7 protein-coding genes are annotated in these 5102 nt (G+C 45.8%); all 7 read left to right on the top strand.

The features are described from left to right. Nucleotides 1-203 precede the first annotated feature (203 nt). A complete protein-coding gene (pyrR, locus tag AC4E7D_RS11470) occupies nucleotides 204-743 on the top strand; it encodes a bifunctional pyr operon transcriptional regulator/uracil phosphoribosyltransferase PyrR (protein WP_490173930.1) in 540 nt (179 codons plus the stop codon). A gap of 2 nt (nucleotides 744-745) precedes the next feature. Further along, nucleotides 746-1672 carry an aspartate carbamoyltransferase catalytic subunit gene (locus AC4E7D_RS11465; RefSeq protein WP_490173929.1) on the top strand — a complete coding sequence of 309 codons (927 nt, stop codon included), beginning with the start codon at nucleotides 746-748 and terminating at the stop codon, nucleotides 1670-1672. 6 nt (nucleotides 1673-1678) lie between these two features. After that, a complete protein-coding gene (locus AC4E7D_RS11460) occupies nucleotides 1679-2011 on the top strand; it encodes a ribonuclease Z (RefSeq protein WP_490173928.1) in 333 nt (110 codons plus the stop codon). 97 nt (nucleotides 2012-2108) lie between these two features. Beyond that, complete coding sequence (locus AC4E7D_RS11455; protein WP_490173927.1) at nucleotides 2109-3014, top strand: ribonuclease Z; 906 nt, start codon at nucleotides 2109-2111, stop codon at nucleotides 3012-3014. A gap of 103 nt (nucleotides 3015-3117) precedes the next feature. Beyond that, nucleotides 3118-3762: a pyridoxamine 5'-phosphate oxidase gene (gene pdxH / locus AC4E7D_RS11450; protein WP_490173926.1), complete on the top strand. Its 645-nt coding sequence runs from the start codon at nucleotides 3118-3120 to the stop codon at nucleotides 3760-3762. Nucleotides 3763-3813: 51 nt separating this feature from the next. Beyond that, on the top strand, nucleotides 3814-4302 hold the full coding sequence (locus AC4E7D_RS11445; RefSeq protein WP_490173925.1) for a SixA phosphatase family protein: 489 nt from the start codon (nucleotides 3814-3816) through the stop codon (nucleotides 4300-4302). Next, nucleotides 4302-5102 (top strand): polyphosphate kinase (locus AC4E7D_RS11440; RefSeq protein ID WP_490173924.1); only part of this gene is annotated, 801 nt, incomplete at its 3' end. The genes AC4E7D_RS11445 and AC4E7D_RS11440, both read left to right, overlap by 1 nt.

Genomic DNA, 5102 nt, shown 5'->3' with positions numbered 1-5102 from the left:
CAACGAGCAATTGCAGGCGCTGAAGGATAAAATGGAAGCTGATAAGAAAAAATAAGCTTCCTTTGAACAATGAGATTCTTAAAACCCCGGCAATTCGCCGGGGTTTTTTTGTAGCTGACACAAATGAGGTTCTGCCCGAAGCGCAGGAACATTTTCAGAAGAATTGCCTATTTTTGCCTTTGAACCCGATGGTTTACATGACGATGAGCCAAAAAGTCCTTCTTTCATCCAAAGAGATACACATCATACTTCACCGTTTGGCTTGTCAATTACTAGAGAGACATTTGGATTTTAGCAACACCGTATTGATCGGACTGCAACCCAGGGGAATCCATGTAGCAGAACGACTTACAAGGATTTTGAAAGAGGATTATAAGGTTAAGGACATCCTTTTGGGATATCTGGATATCACTTTTTACAGGGATGATTTTCGAAGGGGGGATAAAACACTGGAGGCCAGTAGTACGAAGATTGATTTCCTTGTGGAAGGCAAGGATGTGGTGATGATCGATGATGTTTTATATACAGGGAGGAGCATAAGGGCTGCGCTCACTGCAATTCAGTCTTTTGGACGTCCAGGATCTATAGAATTGCTTACCCTGATCGATCGCAGGTTCAGCCGGCATTTACCCATCCAACCCGATTATCGGGGCAGGCAGGTAGATGCTATTAATGAAGAACGGGTTCAGGTGGTCTGGTCCGACACACCTGAGGAAGATGTAATATATTTGATAAATAATTAAAAATGAGTGAGTTAAGTGTAAATCACCTGTTAGGGATAAAATACCTGAACGAACAGGACATTGAACTCATTTTTGAGACTGCGGACCATTTTAAGGAGGTTATCAACCGATCGATAAAGAAGGTACCATCCTTGCGGGACATCACTATAGCCAACATCTTCTTTGAAAGTAGTACACGCACGAAACTCTCTTTTGAGCTGGCGGAGAAACGGTTGTCTGCCGATGTAATCAATTTTTCAGCCGGGCAATCATCGGTTAAAAAAGGGGAGACCCTCATCGATACGGTGAATAATATTCTCTCCATGAAGGTAGACATGGTGGTCATGCGCCATCCCAACCCGGGAGCGGGTATTTTTCTCTCAAAAAACGTTAATGCCTCCATTGTAAATGCCGGGGATGGTGCACACGAACATCCCACTCAGGCCCTGCTGGATTCCTATTCCATAAGGGAACGGCTGGGGGAGGTCGCCGGGAAAAAGGTGGTTATTGTAGGGGATATACTCCATTCGAGGGTAGCGCTTTCCAATATTTTCGCACTGCAGTTACAAGGCGCTGAAGTTAAGGTCTGCGGCCCCAGGACCCTATTACCCAAGTATATCGAATCACTGGGCGTAGAAGTTGAAACTGACCTCAAAAAGGCATTGAATTGGTGTGATGTAGCCAATATGCTGCGCATCCAGAAGGAACGTATGGATCTTAGTTATTTCCCTTCTACAAGGGAATACACCCAGCAGTTTGGGGTGAACAAAGCCCTTCTGGAGAGCCTGGACAAGGAAATTGTGATCATGCACCCTGGCCCCATCAATCGTGGAGTTGAAATCACCAGTGATGTTGCGGACTCCGGGCAGTCGATCATCCTGGATCAGGTTGAAAACGGTGTGGCCATTCGCATGGCGGTAATCTATTTGCTAGCTTCAAAAATTAAATAGCTCAACATGATCTTTGATAAGGAGGGTAATACTACTATTGTATACCAGGAAAATATAGCACTAAATACGTTTCTGGAAAATCTAGAAGGTGGATATCAGAAGGTCCAGGATGATCATCTTATCATCAATTTGTTCACTTTTGATTCCTTAAGCACCGGTGATCTTCTGGAATTTTTGAACCTCTCCAATACTCACAGGGCCAGGCGAAAATCCTTTGTTTTGGTGACTAAAAATGTACCCTATGATGAGATCCCTGACGAGATCTGCGTAGTACCCACCGTACAGGAAGCCAGGGATATCATTGAAATGGAGGAGATTGAAAGGGACCTTGAACTGTAGGTATGCTGTACTACCCGGTGTATGTCCATACTATCCCGCTTCGATTTACAGCAGTTCTGCTGCAATTACCTGAAGTGCAAAAAGAACGGCATCGGTCATGAAACTTCATATCCTCGGTTGTTTTGCCGCTACTCCCAGGACCTTATCCAATCCAACTTCCCAGGTATTGGAAATCAATAACCATTTGTTTCTGATCGATTGCGGAGAAGGAACACAGGTACAGCTTCGCAAACACAAGATCAAATTTTCGAGGATCAGCCATATTTTCATATCCCATTTACACGGCGACCATTTCTTTGGGCTTCCTGGCCTGATTTCCACCTTCCGTTTGCTTGGTCGTGAAAAAGAACTGCATATTTATGGACCCAAGGGGATCAAGGAAGCGATGACGCTGATGTTGAAGCTTGGGAACTCCTGGACCAATTATCCGCTGATATTCCATGAACTAACCCAAAAGACTCCCGAACGCATATTTGAGGATGAACAGGTAGTAGTGGATACGCTTCCCCTGGACCACCGCATTTATACCAACGGATTCCTGTTCCGTGAAAAAAAAGGACTTCGAAAGCTGAACGTTGAAGCAGTTCGGAACTATGGTATCGACAAGGCGTATTTTAATAAGATCAAACAGGGGGAGGATATGCTCCTTAATGATGGGCAGCGCATTGATAATGCCTTGCTCACCTTTGATCCGCCGGAACCATGGAGTTATGCCTATTGCAGTGATACGGTGTTTGATCCAGGCCTGGTCCCGGCTTTAAAAGGGATGAGGGTGTTGTACCATGAATCGACATTCCTGGAATCTGAGATCCGTCTGGCCGGGGTCACTAAACACGCCACAGCAAAACAGGCCGCCCGCATTGCACGGGATGCGGGGGTAGATCAATTGATCCTGGGCCATTTTTCAACCCGGTACAAGGACCTTGCCGCTTTTTCAGAGGAGGCCGGGACGATTTTCCCCGACGTTTTACTTGCCGAGGATGGGAAATGCTTTGAATTTTAGCCCCTATTTTCCCAGCTTACCCCCGAATATCTGCTCTAAGACTTTATATTTCATCATCTTTTTGTCAACTTTGTAAACCCACCAAGGGAAAGGTGAACGGTACATGGAGGATTTGAGTAATTATCGTAAATCGTATGAGAAGAGCAACCTGCATGAGGATGCCATTTCGGACAATCCTATTGCCTTGTTCCAGAAATGGTTTTACGAGGTAGAGGATTCGGGCGCTATTGATGAACCCAATGCCATGACCCTGTCTACCATGGGTCTAGATGGTTTCCCGAAATCCCGTGTAGTATTGTTGAAAAAATATACACACGAGGGCTTCATTTTTTATTCCAACTACGAAAGTGAGAAAGGCCTTGCTATAGCTAAGGACCCTAAGGTTTGCCTCTCTTTTTTCTGGCCCGTCATGGAGCGACAGGTAATCATCAAGGGAGCGGCGGAGAAGCTTGCGGAAAACCTCTCTGATGGATATTTCGAATCAAGACCCGATGGCAGTAAACTGGGGGCAATAGTTTCGCGCCAGAGCCAGGTTATCCCCTCCAGGGAAGCCCTGGATGATTCCCTGAAAGAACTGGAGAAGGCCTACCTAGGTAAGGAAATACCTAGACCTGACTATTGGGGGGGCTACCTTGTTAGGCCTCATTCAATTGAATTCTGGCAGGGACGACCCAACCGCCTGCACGATAGAATTCGGTTTACCTTGCAAGAGGACTACGAATGGAAAATAGAACGCCTGGCCCCTTAGTCGGTCCTAAACAGGAATCGGGTATCGGGCGTGGATCTAAATATAGCACCTATGAAAAATTTAATTCTGTTCAGGCACGGCAAATCTTCCTGGGATTATGATGTAAACGATCAGGACAGACCATTGAAATTACGAGGGATAAAGGATGGGCACCTCGTGGCAGATAGATTTAAATCAACATCTACGCTCCGTCCTGACAAGATTTTTAGTAGTCCTGCCAATCGTGCACTGCACACCTGTAATATCTTTTGCAGGACCCTGGACTACCCCCTGGAGCAGGTGCACCTGAACAAGGCGCTTTATGATTTTTCCGGGGAAAGTGTCATACGATTTGTCAAGCAACTTGACGACACCCTTAATACAGTGGCCATTTTCGGCCATAACTATGCCTTAACCAATCTTGCCAATCAATGGGGTAACCGGCATATTGACAATGTTCCTACTTCCGGACTTGTTCATCTGAGGTTCGAGCAAGATAGCTGGGCAAAAACAGAAAAAGGATCCACAGAACTTCTTTTATTTCCAAAAGACCTTCGTTAATGGTTATACACAAAGAGCGATATATTAACCGGGAGATCAGCTGGTTGTTATTCAATGAACGTGTATTGCAGGAAAGCGCAGACCCTGGAGTACCCCTGATTGAACGGCTCCGATTCCTGGGCATTTTTTCCAATAATCTGGATGAATTTTTCAAAGTACGATATGCTACAGTGAAACGTATTGTACTCGCGGGTAAAAAAGGAAAGAGTGTGCTCGGTGGAGAAACGGCTAAAGAGTTGCTCGAGGCCATAACGGAAATCGTGATCAGGCAACAAGCCCAGAGCCTGGAAATTCTTCATGAGATCGAGAGGGAATTAGAAGCCCAGCATATCCATGTGGTCAAAGAAACGGCCCTTACTGAGGAGCAGGCTGCCTATGTTAGAAAATATTTTGTGCAGCATGTAAGTCCGCAGCTCATGACGATCATCCTGAACGATCTGGCAGCGTTCCCTACCCTGAAGGATACGGCAGCCTACCTGGCTGTGAAGATCGTACTTAAAGCGGATGCCGACGAAGGTTCCGATCAGGACAACAAGCGGTACGCACTGATCGAAATTCCGAAAGGGATAGACCGCTTCATTGTTTTACCCAAAGAAGGGGAAAAGCACTATATCATCATTCTGGATGATCTGATCCGCTTCTGCCTGGATCGGATATTCTCTATGTTCGACTATGAGTCCATCTCTGCCCATATGATCAAAATAACCAGGGATGCAGAATTGGATATCGACAATGACTTAAGTAAAAGTTTTATCGAAAAACTGGCCACGAGTGTGGCCGGCCGCAAGATTAGTGCCCCG

This window comes from Lentiprolixibacter sp. (assembly GCF_982873095.1).
The sequence above is the reverse complement of the archived record's forward strand: the minus strand, read 5'-3'. Positions and strand labels throughout refer to the sequence as shown.